Origin of the sequence: Cellulosimicrobium sp. SL-1, assembly GCF_011033075.1 — a bacterium.
Lineage (GTDB): Bacteria > Actinomycetota > Actinomycetes > Actinomycetales > Cellulomonadaceae > Cellulosimicrobium > Cellulosimicrobium funkei.
This window is the reverse complement of the sequence record NZ_JAACJC010000004.1, coordinates 38,234-52,954: the sequence shown is the minus strand read 5'-3', so window position 1 is coordinate 52,954 and position 14,721 is coordinate 38,234. Positions and strand designations below refer to the sequence as shown.

General features: G+C 75.2%; 17 protein-coding genes. 8 read left to right on the top strand and 9 right to left on the bottom strand.

What is annotated here, in order from left to right; genetic code table 11:
- Positions 1-4: 4 nt before the first annotated feature.
- From GWJ10_RS06955 to GWJ10_RS06935, 5 genes are all read right to left on the bottom strand, one after another.
- The gene (locus GWJ10_RS06955; protein WP_021482232.1) at positions 5-253 is read right to left on the bottom strand and encodes a hypothetical protein; all 249 of its coding nucleotides are present in this window, start codon (positions 251-253) and stop codon (positions 5-7) included.
- Positions 254-402: 149 nt separating this feature from the next.
- Positions 403-867 (bottom strand): PTS glucose transporter subunit IIA, encoded by a 465-nt coding sequence (locus tag GWJ10_RS06950; protein WP_061267011.1) that lies wholly within the window; start codon positions 865-867, stop codon positions 403-405.
- Positions 867-1,097 (bottom strand): PTS glucose/sucrose transporter subunit IIB, encoded by a 231-nt coding sequence (locus GWJ10_RS06945; protein WP_061267010.1) that lies wholly within the window; start codon positions 1,095-1,097, stop codon positions 867-869. Before GWJ10_RS06945 ends, GWJ10_RS06950 begins: the two co-directional genes overlap by 1 nt.
- A 128-nt stretch (positions 1,098-1,225) precedes the next feature.
- Complete coding sequence (locus tag GWJ10_RS06940; protein ID WP_021482555.1) at positions 1,226-1,471, bottom strand: glucose PTS transporter subunit EIIB; 246 nt, start codon at positions 1,469-1,471, stop codon at positions 1,226-1,228.
- A complete protein-coding gene (locus tag GWJ10_RS06935) occupies positions 1,468-2,325 on the bottom strand; it encodes a GntR family transcriptional regulator (RefSeq protein ID WP_076403813.1) in 858 nt (285 codons plus the stop codon). Before GWJ10_RS06935 ends, GWJ10_RS06940 begins: the two co-directional genes overlap by 4 nt.
- Before the next feature lie 360 nt (positions 2,326-2,685).
- Between GWJ10_RS06935 and GWJ10_RS06930 the strand changes: the two genes are divergently transcribed.
- On the top strand, positions 2,686-4,083 hold the full coding sequence (locus tag GWJ10_RS06930; RefSeq protein WP_081600258.1) for a PTS transporter subunit EIIC: 1,398 nt from the start codon (positions 2,686-2,688) through the stop codon (positions 4,081-4,083).
- Positions 4,080-5,813, top strand: coding sequence for a phosphoenolpyruvate--protein phosphotransferase (gene ptsP / locus GWJ10_RS06925; RefSeq protein ID WP_277394943.1), 1,734 nt, complete (start codon positions 4,080-4,082; stop codon positions 5,811-5,813). The genes GWJ10_RS06930 and ptsP overlap by 4 nt, the downstream gene beginning before the upstream one ends.
- Before the next feature lie 44 nt (positions 5,814-5,857).
- On the opposite strand, the gene GWJ10_RS06920 is transcribed toward ptsP, so the two are convergent.
- Complete coding sequence (locus GWJ10_RS06920; RefSeq protein WP_061267008.1) at positions 5,858-6,127, bottom strand: HPr family phosphocarrier protein; 270 nt, start codon at positions 6,125-6,127, stop codon at positions 5,858-5,860.
- Positions 6,128-6,281: 154 nt separating this feature from the next.
- Between GWJ10_RS06920 and GWJ10_RS06915 the strand changes: the two genes are divergently transcribed.
- Entirely contained in the window at positions 6,282-7,235 is a 954-nt protein-coding gene (locus GWJ10_RS06915; RefSeq protein ID WP_163186435.1) for a sugar phosphate isomerase/epimerase family protein, read from the top strand.
- A gap of 10 nt (positions 7,236-7,245) precedes the next feature.
- On the opposite strand, the gene GWJ10_RS06910 is transcribed toward GWJ10_RS06915, so the two are convergent.
- On the bottom strand, positions 7,246-8,610 hold the full coding sequence (locus GWJ10_RS06910; RefSeq protein ID WP_163186434.1) for a hypothetical protein: 1,365 nt from the start codon (positions 8,608-8,610) through the stop codon (positions 7,246-7,248).
- The gene (locus GWJ10_RS06905) at positions 8,607-9,179 is read right to left on the bottom strand and encodes a SigE family RNA polymerase sigma factor (RefSeq protein ID WP_061267006.1); all 573 of its coding nucleotides are present in this window, start codon (positions 9,177-9,179) and stop codon (positions 8,607-8,609) included. The genes GWJ10_RS06910 and GWJ10_RS06905 overlap by 4 nt, the downstream gene beginning before the upstream one ends.
- 215 nt (positions 9,180-9,394) lie before the next feature.
- On the opposite strand from GWJ10_RS06905, the gene GWJ10_RS06900 reads away from it, so the two are divergent.
- Entirely contained in the window at positions 9,395-10,726 is a 1,332-nt protein-coding gene (locus GWJ10_RS06900; protein ID WP_086149366.1) for an MFS transporter, read from the top strand.
- 9 nt (positions 10,727-10,735) lie between these two features.
- On the opposite strand, the gene GWJ10_RS06895 is transcribed toward GWJ10_RS06900, so the two are convergent.
- A complete protein-coding gene (locus GWJ10_RS06895) occupies positions 10,736-11,137 on the bottom strand; it encodes a helix-turn-helix domain-containing protein (protein WP_082774275.1) in 402 nt (133 codons plus the stop codon).
- Between the two features lie 186 nt (positions 11,138-11,323).
- Here GWJ10_RS06895 and GWJ10_RS06890 point away from each other — a divergent pair, with 186 nt between their 5' ends.
- Genes GWJ10_RS06890 through GWJ10_RS06875 form a run of 4 tightly spaced genes read left to right on the top strand, consistent with a single transcriptional unit; the run spans position 11,324 to position 14,702 of the window.
- Positions 11,324-12,256, top strand: coding sequence for an NAD(P)-binding domain-containing protein (locus GWJ10_RS06890; protein ID WP_163186430.1), 933 nt, complete (start codon positions 11,324-11,326; stop codon positions 12,254-12,256).
- Entirely contained in the window at positions 12,253-13,164 is a 912-nt protein-coding gene (locus tag GWJ10_RS06885) for an NAD(P)-binding domain-containing protein (protein ID WP_163186428.1), read from the top strand. Before GWJ10_RS06890 ends, GWJ10_RS06885 begins: the two co-directional genes overlap by 4 nt.
- Before the next feature lie 9 nt (positions 13,165-13,173).
- The gene (locus GWJ10_RS19795) at positions 13,174-13,839 is read left to right on the top strand and encodes a pentapeptide repeat-containing protein (protein ID WP_241005700.1); all 666 of its coding nucleotides are present in this window, start codon (positions 13,174-13,176) and stop codon (positions 13,837-13,839) included.
- Positions 13,839-14,702, top strand: a complete 864-nt coding sequence (locus GWJ10_RS06875) for a carbohydrate kinase family protein (RefSeq protein WP_061267001.1) — start codon at positions 13,839-13,841, stop codon at positions 14,700-14,702. The genes GWJ10_RS19795 and GWJ10_RS06875 overlap by 1 nt, the downstream gene beginning before the upstream one ends.
- Positions 14,703-14,721: the final 19 nt, after the last annotated feature.

Genomic DNA, 14,721 nt, shown 5'->3' with positions numbered 1-14,721 from the left:
ATCGTCAGCAGGCGGTCCAGGAGTGGCCGAGGATGTGGCCCGCGGTGCTGAAGGTCTTGGACTGCCCGCCCAGGAGCCGGTAGGTGGCCGTCGTCTTCGCCCCGCCGGCGTTGGCGTAGGAGATCACGAGGACCCGGCAGCTGCCGAACGTGTTGGTGTACGTCCGTGTCTCCGCCGCGTTCGCGACGGTCGGCGTGGCGAGGGCCAGCGCCGCAGCGGCGGCGACGACGGCGACGAGCTTCTTGAACTTCATCGTTCCCCCTTCATCGGGTGTGATGCGCGAGCATCCTGACGCCGTGCTCGCCCCCTGTGGACGTGGCGTCAGTATCGAAGCCTCGCATATGGAAGGGGTCCGCACAATCGCTCGCCGTGGCCCTCCCGGCCGATCGGGGGCCCGACGCATCAGCCCCAGGTGAGCAGCTCCTCGCCGTGGGCGGCCCACGCACCGACCTCGGCGAGCGAGGTCACGTCGTCGGGCGCCGCCTCGAGCGCGACCACGGGGCACACGGCCGAGCGGCCGCCGGCGCGCACGGCCTTCGGGTCCCACGTGACGAGCACCGTGCCGCGCTGGACGTGGTCGCCCTGCGCGACGTGCGTCGTGAAGCCCTCGCCGCCGAGCTGGACGGTGTTGATGCCGAGGTGCACGAGGACCGCGCGGCCGTCGTCGTGCTGGACGACGAACGCGTGCGGGTGCAGCTTGACGACCGTGCCCGTGATGGGCGCGACGGCCTCGCCGCCCTGCGCGTCGTCGGGCTCGACCGCGAGCCCGGGGCCGACGAGCCCGGCGGAGAAGACGGGGTCGTCGACGTCGCCGACGTCCACGACCGTGCCCGTGACGGGGACGAGCACCGTGAGCGGCGCCGCCATCAGCGGAGGTCCTCGATGTCGGAGGCGATGTTGTCGGCCTCGGGGCCGACGATGACCTGGATCGCGGCGCCCGACCGCACGACGGCGATCGCCCCGGCCGCGGTCAGCGTGGCGTCGTCGACGAGCGCCGGATCCTCGACCTCGACGCGCAGGCGCGTGATGCACGCCTCCAGGTCGAGGACGTTCGCGTCGCCGCCGAGGCCTCGGAGGATCTGCTCTGCCTTGCTCACGGGTGCTCCTCGTGGTCGGGGTCCGGCCGGGGCCGGGTCGGGGGGCCCGGCCGGCAGCCGTGCCGGTCGGGGTGCGCGGGGTGCGCTGGAGAAGGGCGGTGGCCCGGGTCGCGCCCGGGCCGGGTTCCTCACATGAGGTCGGCGAGGTCGGACGCGATGGTGTCGACCTGCGGGCCGACCACCACCTGCACGACCCGCCCGTTCACCATGACGCCGAACGCGCCGGCGCGGCGCAGGAGCGCGGCGTCGACGAGTGCGGGGTCCTTGACGAGCGACCGGAGCCGCGTGGTGCACGGGTCGATCTCCTCGATGTTCCCCACCCCGCCGAGGCCGGCGAGGATCGTCGCGGCGCGTTCCGCGTCGGACTGTGTCATCGGTCGTTCCCTTCGGTCGCCCGTGCCGGCACCGGCACGGGGGCGAGCTGGTCGGTCGGCGCGTCGTCGGTGACGGCGCCCCCGTCCGCGGCGGCGGCGTCGTCGGCGGTGGTGCTGCGCGGCACGAGCGTCGGGCGCGCCTCGCGCAGCGGGACGAAGACGCTGTACCGGTCGCCGCGGTAGCTGGACCGGGAGTACATGAGGGGCGAGTCGCCCGCGAACGTGCGTCGCACGGTGCGCATGACGGCTCGCGAGGCGCGGAGCCCGAGCAGCTTCTGCTCCTGGACGGTGGCGTCGGACGCGGTGATCGTGTCCTCGCCCCACGTCGGCGCGAGGCCGCGCTCGCGCAGGGCGCCGTACAGGCTCTCGGGCACGCCGTCGTCGAGCAGGTCGGGGGCGAGGTCCACGGGGATCCAGGCCTCCTCGACGCTCATGGGCGACCCGTCCGCGGTGCGCAGGCGCACGACGTGGTGCATCGGGTCGCCGGTCGCGCGGCCGAGCGACTCGGCGACGGAGGCGGGCGCGGGGACGGTCCCGACCTCCAGCACCTCGGTGCCCGGCTCCATGCCGCGCCGTCGTGCCTCCTCGCCGAACGTCGTGAGGCGCATCTCGAAGTCGGCGCGCGGCGGAGCGACGAAGGTGCCCCGCCCCTGCGCGCGCTCCAGCACGCCCTCCGTGACGAGCGCGTCGACGGCCTGGCGCACGGTCATGCGCGAGACGCCGAACTTCTCGGTGAGGCTGCGCTCGGACGGCACCGCGTCGCCGACGGAGAGCTCGCTCGCCACGAGGTCGGCGAGGTAGGCGCGCACCGTGAGGTACTTGTGCTCGCTCGCCTGCGATCGTGACCTGCTCATCGTCGTGCCGCGTCCTCGTCCTCGTGCCGTCCCTGGTCCCGGTCGTCGCCGACCGTCCTGCTCCGGTGCCGCGTTCTCCACGGCTGCATTCTCGTTGCCCGGCCGTGGTGCGACCTGCGGCGACGCGCCCCGCGGGGCCCGCCGTGTGTCCCGGGTCACCCTCCGGGGTTGACACATCATGAGGTCTAGACCACTCTTCCTGCAAGTGGTCCAGACAACCTGGACCGACAGCCCGGGCACGACGACCCCAGGTCTTCTCGTCGCGCCCCGGGACCGGCAACGACGCCGCTCGACGTCGCGCCACAGCCGCCGCACGACGCACCTCGCCTGCGCCCCAGGCCTGCCCAGGAGGAGAAGGACATGACGACCGTCGCCGAACCGACGAGGACCAAGAGGGGGGTGCCCGGCTTCGCGCAGCTCCAGCGCGTCGGGCGCTCGCTCATGCTGCCCATCGCGTCGCTGCCCGCCGCCGCGCTGCTGCTGCGCCTCGGCCAGCCGGACATGCTCGGGGCCGACGGCGTCGCCGGCACCTTCGCGTGGATGCAGCCCGTCGCCGACGTCCTCGGCGCCGCCGGGAACGCGCTGTTCAGCAACCTCCCGATCATCTTCGCCCTCGGCGTCGCGGTCGGGTACGCGAAGAAGTCGGACGGCACGACGGGGCTCGCCGCCCTCATCGGCTACCTCGTCTTCAAGGGCGTCAGCGACTCGCTCTCGCCCTACGTGCTCGGCGAGGCGGCGGAGGGCGAGACGCAGGCGCTCATCAACTACGGCGTGCTCGGCGGCATCGTCATCGGCCTGACGGCCGCGCTCCTATACCAGAAGTACTACCGGATCAAGCTGCCGCAGTACCTCGCGTTCTTCGGCGGTCGGCGGTTCGTGCCGATCGTCACGGCGGGCGTCTCGGTGCTCATCGCCGTGGTGGGCGCGCTGATCTACCCCGCGTTCGACTGGCTCATCAACGAGCAGATCGGCGGGTTCGTCACGGGCTCGACCATCCTCGGCGCGTTCGTCTTCGGCACGCTCAACCGCCTCCTCGTGCCCATCGGCCTGCACCACCTGCTCAACTCGCTGCCATGGTTCCAGTTCGGCGAGTACACCGCCGCCGACGGCACGGTCGCGCAGGGCGACATCTTCCGGTTCCTCGCGGGCGACCCCACCGCGGGCACCTTCCTCACCGGGTTCTTCCCCATCATGATGTTCGCGCTCCCGGCCGCCGCGCTCGCGATCGTCCACACCGCCAAGCCGGCGCAGCGCAAGGTCGTCGCGGGCATCATGGGCTCGGCCGCGCTCGTCTCGTTCGTCACGGGCGTCACCGAGCCGCTCGAGTTCGCGTTCGTGTTCGTCGCCTACCCGCTGTACGTCATCCACGCGGTGCTCACCGGCACGTCGATGGCGCTCGTCAACGCGCTCGGCATCCGCGACGGGTTCGGCTTCTCCGCGGGCGCGATCGACTACCTGCTGAACTTCCGGATCGCCGAGATGCCGCTGCTTCTCATCCCCATCGGGCTCGGGTACGCGGTGCTCTACTACGTCCTCTTCCGCTTCGTCATCACCCGCTGGAACCTGCGGACGCCGGGTCGTGAGGACGACGACGCGGAGGGCGCCGTCCAGGCGACGGGCGCCGTGGACACCACCGACGACGCCCGGCCGGACGCCTCGGCGGCCGAGGCCGCGTCGGTGCGGCGCACGGCCGCCGACACCGCGGAGGCAGGCACCCCGAGCCGGACGGGCGCGTCCGGCGGCGGGGGCACGGCGTGACGCTCGCCGACGACGTGACGCGCGCCCCGGCGCGGGCCGCCGACCCGGGGCTGACCGGCGTGCCGGTCAGCCCCGGGCGGGGGGCGGGGCCGGTGGCCCGGATGCCCGGCTCGGTCGCGGAGCCGGACCCGGCTCCGCTGTCCGCCGCCGCGTCGGGCGCCGACGTCGACCTCGCGGTGACGCAGGTCCTCGCGGCGGTGACGACGGTCCAGGAAGACCTCACGGCCCGCGCCGCGCGGGCCGAGGGCACCGCGGCGGAGGTCCTGGGCGTGACCGCCGCGATGGCGGCCGACCCCGCCCTGGCGCGCGACGCCGTCGGGCGGGTGCGCGAGCAGCGGGCCACCCCGGCCCGGGCCGTGTGGGACGCGGCGGGGGTCGTCGTCGGGCGGCTCGAGGCGCTGGGCGGCCTCCTCGCCGAGCGGGCGCGCGACGTGCGGGACGTGCGCGACCGGATCGTCGCGACCCTGCTCGGCCTCCCCGTACCCGGCGTGCCCGATCCGGGCCACCCGTTCGTGCTCGTGGCCGACGACCTCGCGCCCGCGGACACGGCACAGCTCGATCCCGAGCGCGTGCTCGCGGTCGTCACGCGCGGTGGTGGGCCGACGTCGCACACCGCGATCCTCGCGCGCGCCCTGGGCATCCCGGCCGTCGTCGCGGTCGAGGGCGCGCTCGCGCTGCACGACGGTGAGACCGTGCTCGTGGACGGCGGCCTCGGCACGGTGGAGCGCGACCCGTCGGAGCACGACGTGGCGGCGGTCGTCGCGGCCCGGGGTACGCGCCGCGCCCGGCGGCGCCTCGACGGCCCGGGGCGGACGGCGGACGGCCGGCGCGTGGAGCTGCTCGCCAACGTCGCGGACGGCGCGGACGCGCGCGCCGCCGCCGAGGCGGGCGCGGAGGGTGTCGGGCTGTTCCGCACCGAGGTCTGCTTCCTCGGTCGCACCGTCGAGCCGACGGTCGACGAGCAGGTCGCGGCCTATCGGGAGGTGCTCGCCGCGTTCCCGGGCCGCAAGGTCGTCGTGCGCACGCTCGACGCGGGCGCCGACAAGCCGCTCCCGTTCGTCACCCCCGACGCCGAGCCGAACCCCGCGCTCGGGGTGCGCGGCCTGCGGACCGCGCGCCGCCACCCCGACGTGCTCGACCGCCAGCTCACGGCGGTCGCGCGCGCGGCGGAGGCGGAGGCGGCCGACGTGTGGGTCATGGCGCCGATGATCGCGACGCCGGACGAGGCGGAGTCTTTCGTCGCGCTGTGCGCGGACCACGGCCTCGCGACGGCGGGCGTGATGATCGAGGTGCCGGCCGCGGCCCTCGGCGCGCGCTGGGTGCTGGCCAGGGCGGCGTTCGCGAGCATCGGCACGAACGACCTCACGCAGTACACGATGGCGGCCGACCGCGAGGTCTCCGACCTCGCGCGCCTGTCCACCGCGTGGCAGCCGACGGTCCTCGCGCTCGTCGGGGCCACGGGCTCGGGGGCGGCGCTCAACGGGCGACCGCTCGGCGTGTGCGGGGAGGCGGCGGCCGACCCGGTGCTCGCCCCGGTGCTCGTCGGGCTCGGCGTGACGTCGTTGTCCATGACGCCGCGCGCGCTCCCGGACGTCGCCGCGGTGCTGGCGGCCACGACGTCGGGGGAGTGTGAGGAGCTCGCGTTCCTCGCGCTCCAGCAGCCCACGCCCGACGCCGCGCGCGCGGCAGTGCGCGCCCGGCTCCCCGTGCTCGACGAGCTGGGTCTGTGACGAGCGCCGTGCCCGGCCCCGCGCCCGCGGGGCCGGGCACCGCGTCAGGCGACCTCGGTCTGCTCCAGGAAGGCGACGAGCGCGTCGATCGACGCGCTCGCTTCGTCGCCGTCGGCGTCGGTGGAGAGCACGACCTCGTCCCCGGCCGAGACGCCGAGCGTCATGACCCCGAGGATGCTCGCCGCCTCGACGGCGTCGCCGCCGGGCTTGGCGATGCGCACGGGCGCGGGCTGGGCGGCGGCAGTCTTGACGAAGAGCGCGGCCGGGCGGGCGTGCAGGCCCTCGGTGATCGCGACGACGACGGCACGGTCCATGGTGTTCCTCCGGCAGACAAGTGGTCTGGACCAGTGCATCCTAGGCGATCCGGCCCGGAAAGGGGAGGGTCGGAAGCCCTTCGCGCGGCGCGGCGTCGTCGGCGCCGCCCGTCCGCTGGTGTGGGCCACAGCGGACGGGTCTAGGGTGACCGGCATGTCAGACGCGACGACGCCGCGAGACGCCCCCCGGTCACCGGGGGAGCAGCCGCGCATCCACGTCACGCTGTCCACGGCGAGCGTCTACCCGCGCAAGGCCCAGTACGCCTTCGAGGCGGCGGCCGACCTCGGGTACGACGGCGTCGAGGTCATGGTGTGGTCCGACGAGACGACGCAGGACGCCGCGGCGCTGCGCCGGCTCTCCGCCGAGCACGACGTGCCGATCCGCAGCATCCACGCGCCCACGCTCCTCGTGAGCCAGCGCGTGTGGGGACGGTCGCCCGGCCCCAAGCTGCGGCGCAGCGTCGAGCTGGCGCAGGAGGTCGGGGCGAGCACCGTCGTCGTGCACCCGCCGTTCCGCTGGCAGTACCGGTACGCGCGCGAGTTCGAGGACCTCGTCGGCGAGCTCGACGAGACCGAGGGCGTCACCATCGCGGTCGAGAACATGTACCCGTGGCGCAGCCGCAAGCGCGAGATGCAGGCGTACCTGCCCGGCTGGGACCCGTCCGAGCACGGCTACGAGCACGTCACGCTCGACCTGTCGCACGCCGCCGTCGCGCAGCAGGACGCGCTCGCGCTGCTCGACGTGTTCGACGGTCGTCTCGCGCACGTGCACCTCGCGGACGGGTCGTCGTCCATCACGGACGAGCACCTCGTCCCCGGGCGCGGCGACCAGCCGTGCGACCTCGTCCTCGCCGAGCTCGTGCGCCGCGGCTGGGAGGGGGACGTCGTCGTCGAGATCTCGACGCGGCGCGCCCGCACCGCGGCCGAGCGGCGCGAGGACCTCGCCGCCTCCCTGTTCTTCGCGCGCACCTACCTCACGCCCGGGCCGCACCCCGGGTACTCGCCACCGCCCGGACCTCCGCACCGCCACGTCGACGCGTGGGGCGAGGCGGAGGCGCGCGAGATAGCGGCGGCGGAGGACGCCGCGGGCAGCGCCGGCACCGGCTGACGGCGGAGCGTCAGAACCGTAGCGAGCCGAGGATCCCGCGCAGCGTCTCGAGCCCCGCGTCGTCACCGGGCAGCGAGATCATCAGCATGAGGTTCTCTCCGCCGTCCGCGCCGTGGACCCGGACGTCCGCGCTGAGCGCCGAGATCCCGTCGTCCGCCCAGAACGGCCCCTGGTGCAGGAGCACCTCGGCGAAGTCGGCGCCCGGGACCTCGATCCGCTGCCCGTGCCACCCCTCGCCGGAGTAGTCGAACGCGCGCGCCCCGGAGCCGCCTCGCTGGACGAACATGTTCCAGTGCACGTCGGGGGACGTGCCGTCCTGGATAGGCCCGGGGTTCGTGGCGAACGGGCCCGTCCACTCCACGCCGGGACCGTAGTTGCCCTCGACGTCGGCGACGGTCCAGCCCGGCGGCACGGCGTAGGAGAGGGTGCCCGTCGTGGCCGTCTGCCACCCGGCGGGCGTGCCCGTGGTGAGCGGGCCGATCTCCGGGTACGTGTACGTCGGGCCGAACCACTCCGGCGCGCCCTCGGCCGCGAACCACAGGTTGCCGAGGAAGTCGCGGGCGAGCTCGTCGCCCACGGCGTCGTCCGTGAAGTCGAGGCGGATCGTCCAGCCCGTTCCGCCGTACCGGACCCGGGCCTCCCAGCGGGCGAGGTCCGGGTCGTCGGCCGGGCCCCGCGTCACCACGACGAAGTCCGAGCCGGGGACCTCGACCGTCCAGGCCCCGGAGTCCCGGGCCGGCACGACCCACGACGCGGCCCCGGGGTCGACGTCGATGCTCACCGTGGCGCCGGAGTCGACCATGGGCGGCGGGACCGCGTCCGCGGGGATCTCCGACCCCGGAGGGGCCCAGTGCTCCGGGCCCTTCCAGCGGACCGACGCGGGCTCGCCGGACGCCTCGCCCTCGACCTCCCACCCCCCGGGGGGCAGCGTGTACGTGAGCCCGCCCTGCACGGTGTAGTCCCCGTGGTGCGTGCCGACGACGCCGTGCTCGACACCCGGCAGCTCCGGCAGCTCGCCGTCGCCCACCGGCAGGTAGCGTGCGGGCTCCTGCGGTGGCGCCGCGGGAGCGGGGGCCCCTCCCTCCGACGCCGGTGCGGTGGTCCGCGCGGGGGCCGCCGCGAGCGCGGGCGGCGGCGCCGACCCGCGGGACAGGGCCCCGGGGAGGAGCGCCGCGACCGCGACCAGCGCCGCCACGGCGACGGCCGACCCGCTCGCGGCGACCACGCGCCGTCGTGCCCGCACGCGCCGGACCGCGCGGCGCGCCAGAGCGTCCGGGTCCAGCGTGGGCGGCACCTCGACGGCGGTCTGCGCGGCGCGCACCCGCTCCACGAGGTCCTCGTCGTCCGGGGTCCTGCGTTCCGGCGTCGTGCTCATCGCTCGGTCTCCGTCCCGTGCTCGGGTGCGATCAGGGTGCGCAGGCGGGCCAGGGCCCGGGACCCGGTCGACTTCACGGTGCCGACCGCGATCCCGAGCTCCGCGGCGGTCTCGGCCTCGGACCGGTCGAGGACGTAGCGCAGCAGGACGACCCGCCGCTGCTTGACGGGGAGGGCGAGCAGGGCCCGCACGACCCGGTCCCGGTCCTCGATCCCGGACGAGTCGCCCGTCGCCGGGACGTCGAGACCCACGAGGGTGTCGTGCTCCACGGAGACCTCCCTCCGGGTGCGCCGCCACGAGTCGATGCGAGCCGTCACCACGACGCGGCGCGCGTAGGCGAACGGCTGCCCGTCGCCCACGCGCGTCCACGCGCGGAACGTCCGTTCGAGCGCGAGCTGCACCAGGTCGTGCGCCCGGTGCGCGTCCCCGCACAGCAGGTACGCGTACCGGTACAGGTCGGCGGAGCTCGTCCGGGCGAACTCGGTGAAGCGCTCCTCGGCGGTCAGGCCGACGCGCACGACCTGCACCTCGGGCGCGCCGCCCCACCGCTCGGTCGTGACGTCCGTCATGGCCGACCGCCCCCCTGCTGCGGTCGGCGCCTCGGCCGACGTCGGTTCCTCACGACTGCTAGACGCAGCGGAGGGTGCCACGGGTTCCACCTTTCTCCGGGAGCTCGCAGGGATCGCCCAGGATGCCACCGTCGACTCCCGAGCGTCCCGCGCCCGGCCGGCCCGCGCGGCCGGTCTGCCCGCGCGGCCTGCGGGCTGACGTAGGCTCGGCGGTCGTGGCTCGAGTCAACGGTCTTCTCGCCGACACGACCCCGCTGCGCATCTCCCCGCCGTTCCGCCGCCTGTGGTGGGGGCTCGGCATCTCCAACCTCGGCTCGCAGCTCACGGTCGTCGCCGTCGGCCTGCAGGTGTACGCGCTCACGGGCTCGTCGCTCGCGGTCGGCGTGCTCGGCCTCTGCGCGCTCGTCCCGCTGGTGGTGCTCGGGCTCTACGGCGGCGCGCTCGTCGACGCGTACGACCGCCGCAAGGTCGCGCTCGCGGCCTCGACGGCGCTGTGGGTGGTCACCGCGCTCATCGCCGTCCAGGCGTGGCTGCACCTGAACTCGGTCGGGGTGCTCTACGCGCTCGTCGCGGCGCAGTCCGCGGCGTTCGCGATCAACAACCCGGCGCGCTCCGCGATCATCCCGCGCCTCGTCGAGCCGCGGCTCCTGCCCGCGGCGAACGCGCTCCAGACGATCGCGTGGAACGTCGCGCTCACCGTCGGCCCGCTGGGCGGCGCGTTCCTCGTCGCGCTGTGGGGCTACCAGGTCGCATACACGATCGACGCCGTCCTGTTCACGGCCGCGCTGTGGGCCGTGTGGCGGCTCCCCGACATCCCGCCTCTGCCCGCCGGGCCCGGCGCCCCGGCCGCGGTCGCCGCCGCCCCCGCGGGGCGCCGGCGCCGCGTCGTGGGGTGGCGGTCCGTCGTCGACGGCCTGCGGTACCTCGCGACCCAGCCCAACGTCCGCACGACGTTCCTCGTCGACCTCGCCGCGATGGTGCTCGCCTCGCCGCGCGTGCTCCTGCCCGCCGCCGGGGTCGTGTTCCTCGGGGGCGGCGAGGCGACGACGGGCGTCCTCACCGCGGCGTTCGCCGTCGGGGCGGTGCTCGCGGGCGTGTTCTCCGGGGGCCTGTCGCGCGTGCGGTGGCAGGGCCGCGTCATCGTGTGGGCGATCACGGCCTACGGGCTGTCGATCGTGCTGTTCGGCGTCGTGCTCCTCGGCGTGGGCGCGACCACCCCGACGACCGTCCTCGTGGGCGGCGTCGTCGCGGCGAGCGTCGCGCTGGCGCTCGCGGGCGCGTCCGACGCCGTGAGCGCGGTGTTCCGCCAGACGATCCTCCAGACCGCGACGCCCGACGACATGCGCGGCCGCCTCCAGGGCGTGTTCATCGTCGTCGTCGCGGGCGGGCCCCGCCTCGGCGAGCTCGTCCTCGGGGCGCAGGCCACCTGGGTGGGGGAGGCGTGGGCCGCCGTCGCGGGCGGTGTCGCGTGCGTCGTCGTGCTGTGGCTCGTCGTGCGGGCCCAGCGCCGGTTCTGGCGCTACGACGCCCTGCACCCGGAGCCCTGAGGCCCCGGCTCAGCCGAGGCGTGCGGCGCCGATCCGCTCGATGCGGTCACGACCCCAGTCCCCGAGGGACTCGAGCGCCGCGTTGAGCGTGCTGCCGTGCTCGGTGAGGGAGTACTCGACGCGCGGCGGCACCTCCGGGAACACCTCGCGCACGAGCAAGCCGTCCGCCTCCATCTCGCGGAGCTGCTGCGCGAGCACCTTGTCGCTCACCCCGGGCAGGCTGCGCTTGAGCGCGGCGTACCGGCGCACGCCGTGGTCCTCGAGCTCCCAGAGGATGAGCGACTTCCACTTCCCGCTCACGACGTCCATCGCGGCGTCGAGCCCGCAGACGTAGGGCCCGCGCCGCGCGGTGCCGGTGGACGTGCCGGTGGGCGTCCCCGTGCCGGGGGAGGTGCGGACCGTCGTCGTCATCGTTCGCTCCTTCGTCGCAGACCCGTTCCGTTCCGGGGGACGCCCTGACCTGCACGCTCACCCAGAGGTGAGAACCCCACCTCGAAGTGCGTTCTTCCCGGGGGACCGCACGCCGGGGAGGGTGGACCGCGAGGGCACGCCGCGCCGCCGGCCGCCCCAGGACCCACGACCCGACCCGGAGGAACGATGCCCGACCAGTCACCCGCCCCAGCAGCCGTCACGCGGCCCGTCACCGTGCTCGGCCTCGGGGCGATGGGCCGCGCCCTCGCCGCCGGGACCGTCGCCGTCGGTCACCCCACCACGGTGTGGAACCGCACGCCCGGACGTGCGGACGTGCTCGTCGCGGCCGGCGCGCGCGAGGCGGCGTCGGTGCGCGACGCAGTCACCGCCTCGCCGCTCGTCGTCGCGGTCCTCCTCGACCACGCGTCGGTGCACCAGACGCTGGACCCGGTGGCGGAGGAGCTCGCGGGCCGGACGCTCGTCAACCTCGTGACGACGACGCCCGAGGAGTCGCGCGAGCTCGCCGCGTGGGCGGGCTCCCACGGGGCGGCCTACCTGGACGGCGGCATCATGGCCGTCCCCGGCATGATCGGCGGGGCGGGGGCCGAGATCCTGTACAGCGGGTCGCGCGCGGCGTTCGACGACTCCCGCCCCGTGCTCGACACGTGGGGCGCGAGCACGTGGTTCGGCGAGGACCCGGGCCTCGCGCCGCTCTACGACCTGGCGCTGCTCGCGGGCATGTACGCGATGTTCGCGGGCTTCTTCCACGGCGTCGCGATGGTGGGGACGGCGGGTGTGAGCGCGCGCGACTTCGCACGCCGTGCCGCGCCCTGGATCGCGGCGATGACGTCGGAGCTCGCCGGCTACGCCGACGTCATCGATCGCCGTGACTACGCGGGCCCCGGCCAGCAGAGCCTCGAGTTCTCGGACCTGTCCGACATGGTCCGGGCGAGCGCGGAGGCCGGGCTCGCGACCGACGTCGTCGCCGCCGTCCAGGCGCTGGTCCGCCGTCAGATCGAGGCAGGCCACGGCGCCGACGGCTTCGCGCGCGCCGTCGAGAGCCTCCGAGACCCGGTCCGCACCCCCGTCGGCACCGTCACCGCAGGAGGAGCACGATGAGCACACCCGCCCCCGTCACCCTGATCGGCCTGGGCCCGATGGGCCAGGCGATGGTCCGCACGCTGCTCGCCGCGGGCCACCCCGTCACCCTGTGGAACCGGACGCCGGCGCGCGCCGACGCGCTCGTGGCCGAAGGCGCGGTCCTCGCCACGACGGCGGCCCAGGCCGTGGCGGCGAGCGACCTCGTCCTGCTGAGCCTGACGGACTACGCCGCGATGCACGACGTCCTGGACGCCGCGACGGAGGTCCTGCGCGGTCGGACGGTCGTCAACCTCGGCTCGGGCACCCCCGGAGAGACCCGCACCGCGGCCCGGTGGGCGGACGAGCACGGCGCGACGCTCGTCACGGGCGGCGTCATGACGCCCCCACCAGGTGTCGGGGGCGCCGACGCGTACGTGTACTACAGCGGTCCGGAGGCGGCGTTCCGTGCGCACGAGACCACGCTCGCGCTGCTGGGCGCACCCCGCTACCTCGGCGATGACCCGGGGCTCGCGCAGCTCCTGTACCAGGCGCAGCTCGACGTGTTCCTCACCGCGCTGTCGGGCGTCGCGCACGCGGCCGCGCTCGCGCAGGCGGCCGGGGTCGCACCCACGAACTTCGTCCCGGAGGCGCTGCGGACGCTCGTCGAGACGCCCGCGATGATCGCGGGCGACGGCCCGCCGGGCGCGGAGTTCGAGACCGGCGTCCACCCGGGCCACCTCAGCACCGCGACGATGATGGGCGCGACCGCGGCGCACGTCCTCGGAGCGAGCGAGGAGCTGGGAGTCGACGACGTGCTGCCGCGCGCCGTGCTGTCGCACTACGAGCGCACGCTCGCCGCCGGGCACGGGCGGGACGGCTGGACGGCGATCTTCGAGGTCGTCAAGGCGCGGACGCCCGCGGCGCAGGGCGTCGGTGGAGACTCCTAGGCTCGGGGCGTGCCCCCGAAGAAGCCGACGACCGAACCACCCGCGATCGACCCGGTCGTCCTGGACGACCTCCAGCCCGGCGACGCCTACGACCTCGAGGCGGAGGCCGATCTCGAGGGGTTCGAGATCACGGACCTCCGTCTCGACCGGCTCGACCTGCACGGCGCGACCGTGTTCTCCACGCGGCTCGACCAGGTGCGCGCCGACGAGGCCGACCTGGGGGCGGTGACGCTCACGGAGGTCATGCTGGGGCGCCTCGACGTCCCGGTGGTGCGCGGGACGCGCGGCCGGTGGCGCGAGGTCGAGGTGCGGGGCGCGCGCCTCGGGTCCGCCGAGCTCTACGAGTCGTCGTGGGCCGGGGTGCGGTTCGTCGGGTGCAAGCTCGGGTTCGTCAACCTGCGCGGCGCGTCGCTGCGCGACGTGGTGTTCACCGACTGCACGATCGACGAGCTCGACCTCGTCGCGTCCGACGCGCTGCGCGTCGCGTTCGAGGGCACGCGCGTGCGCCGGCTCGACGTGCAGGGCGCCACGCTCGCCCACGTGGACCTGCGCGGTGCCGAGATCGACGAGCTCGGCGGCATCGAGTCGCTGCGCGGCTCGACCATCGACTCGATGCAGCTCGCCCGCCTGGCCGCGACGTTCGCCCACAGCCTCGGCATCACGGTGACGGACTGATGGCGGCCCCGCAGGCCGAGGTCCTCGTGGCCGGGCCGGCGTCGTGGAACCTCCTCGTCCAGCTCGACGAGCTGCCCGCTCCCACGCCCCACACCGTGTTCGCGCGGTCGCACCGGCACACGGTCGGCGGCACGTCCGCGGGCAAGGCGCTCAACCTCGCGCGCCTCGGCCGGTCGGTGCTCCTGCGCACCGTGCTCGGGGCGGACGACGACGGCGCGCGCGTCCGGTCCCTTCTCGAGAGCGCGGGCGTGCGGGTGCTCGCGGAGCCCTCGCCCGACGGCCGCACCGAGAGCCACCTCAACCTCATGGACGACGGCGGCGGCCGCGTCTCGGTCTACCTGCGCGCACCGGGCGAGGTCCCGGCCCAGGGCGAGGCATGGGACGCCACGGTCGCCGCGCTCGACGTGGCGCGGGCCGTCGTCGTCGACCTGGCACTGCCCGCCCTCCCGGTGCTCGACCTCGCGGTGGCCCGAGGCCGCGACGTCTGGGTCGACCTGCACGACTACGACGGCGAGTCCGCCTTCCACCGGCCCTGGGTCGACGCGGGCACGCACGTGTTCCTCAGCGGGGACCGGCTCGACGACTGGCGCGGTTTCATGGCCGCCCGGGTCGCGGCGGGCGCGCGCCTGGTGGTCTGCACGCACGGCTCGCGCGGCGCGGTCGCGCTCACGCCGGAGGGCGGCTTCGTCGAGGTCCCGGCACAGCCCGTGCCGCACGTCGTCGACACGAACGGCGCCGGTGACGGCTTCTTCGCCGGGTTCCTCGACGCGCACCTGCGCGGTGCAGGCGTCGAGGAGGCGATGCGGGCGGGCGCCCGGCACGCCGCCCTCGTCGTGCAGAGCCCGGACCTGGCCCCGGCCTGACCAGCCCTGACGACCCGAC

Coding starts and splice junctions, on each gene's coding strand:
- GWJ10_RS06955 (WP_021482232.1), bottom strand. CDS start 253: ATGAAGTTCAAGAAGCTCGTCGCCGTCGTCGCCGCCGCTGCGGCGCTG.
- GWJ10_RS06950 (WP_061267011.1), bottom strand. CDS start 867: ATGGCGGCGCCGCTCACGGTGCTCGTCCCCGTCACGGGCACGGTCGTG.
- GWJ10_RS06940 (WP_021482555.1), bottom strand. CDS start 1,471: ATGACACAGTCCGACGCGGAACGCGCCGCGACGATCCTCGCCGGCCTC.
- GWJ10_RS06935 (WP_076403813.1), bottom strand. CDS start 2,325: ATGAGCAGGTCACGATCGCAGGCGAGCGAGCACAAGTACCTCACGGTG.
- GWJ10_RS06930 (WP_081600258.1), top strand. CDS start 2,686: ATGACGACCGTCGCCGAACCGACGAGGACCAAGAGGGGGGTGCCCGGC.
- GWJ10_RS06920 (WP_061267008.1), bottom strand. CDS start 6,127: ATGGACCGTGCCGTCGTCGTCGCGATCACCGAGGGCCTGCACGCCCGC.
- GWJ10_RS06915 (WP_163186435.1), top strand. CDS start 6,282: ATGTCAGACGCGACGACGCCGCGAGACGCCCCCCGGTCACCGGGGGAG.
- GWJ10_RS06910 (WP_163186434.1), bottom strand. CDS start 8,610: ATGAGCACGACGCCGGAACGCAGGACCCCGGACGACGAGGACCTCGTG.
- GWJ10_RS06905 (WP_061267006.1), bottom strand. CDS start 9,179: ATGACGGACGTCACGACCGAGCGGTGGGGCGGCGCGCCCGAGGTGCAG.
- GWJ10_RS06895 (WP_082774275.1), bottom strand. CDS start 11,137: ATGACGACGACGGTCCGCACCTCCCCCGGCACGGGGACGCCCACCGGC.
- GWJ10_RS06890 (WP_163186430.1), top strand. CDS start 11,324: ATGCCCGACCAGTCACCCGCCCCAGCAGCCGTCACGCGGCCCGTCACC.
- GWJ10_RS06885 (WP_163186428.1), top strand. CDS start 12,253: ATGAGCACACCCGCCCCCGTCACCCTGATCGGCCTGGGCCCGATGGGC.
- GWJ10_RS06875 (WP_061267001.1), top strand. CDS start 13,839: ATGGCGGCCCCGCAGGCCGAGGTCCTCGTGGCCGGGCCGGCGTCGTGG.